General features: G+C 61.6%; 1 protein-coding gene. It reads right to left on the bottom strand.

Features of this window, described 5'->3' with window-relative positions:
- Window positions 1-60: 60 nt before the first annotated feature.
- A partial coding sequence (locus ACGHU1_RS16875; RefSeq protein ID WP_390588887.1) for an IS3 family transposase occupies window positions 61-804 on the bottom strand: 744 nt, incomplete at its 5' end.

Genomic DNA, 804 nt, shown 5'->3' on the forward strand with positions numbered 1-804 from the left:
TGAGGTGGTCCCGTCTTCTTGGACAGGTTGGCGGCGAAGTTAAGCTAATCCCGGATGTGATTATGCCGCCAGTCTGGTCATCAGATCATGGGGGGCATGCCCCCCATGATCTGAAGCGTCGATCCGTCCATAGGCCTCTGCCGGGGTCTGCCCCGCTAGACCCGAGTGCGGTCGCTGCGTGTTGTAGTAGGTGATCCAACGAGCAAGGCCAGTGCGCAGCTCCGAACCGGTCTCGAAGGCGTGGAGATAAACGCATTCATATTTGAGAGATCGCCACAGCCGCTCGATGAACACGTTGTCCATCCAGCGGCCTCGGCCGTCCATGCTGATCCGCACCTCGGCATCCCGCAGCACGCTGGTGAAGGCTAGCGAAGTGAACTGACTACCCTGATCCGTATTGAAGATCTCGGGACGACCGAAGCGCGCCAGCGCTTCCTCCAAAGCCGCCACGCAGAAGCCCGCATCCATCGTGTTCGACAGGCGCCAGGCCAAGACCTTGCGGGTCGCCCAGTCCATCACCGCGACCAGGTACAGGAACCCTCGGCGCATCGGGATGTAGGTCACATCCGCACACCACACATGGTTCGGTCGCACTATCTCCAGCTTGCGCAGCAGATACGGATAAATCCGATGCTGCGGATGCGGATCACTCGTGCGCGGTCGCTGGTAGATCGGCGACAGGCCCATCTTGCCCATCAGCCGCCGCACACGTCGTCGGTCAACATCATAGCCGCCTCGGCGCAGGTGCCGGACCATCTGCCGGCTGCCATACCACGGCATGTCGAGGAACGCCGCGTCGATCAC

It is taken from the genome of Erythrobacter sp. MTPC3 (genome assembly GCF_042854385.1).
Lineage (GTDB): Bacteria > Pseudomonadota > Alphaproteobacteria > Sphingomonadales > Sphingomonadaceae > Erythrobacter.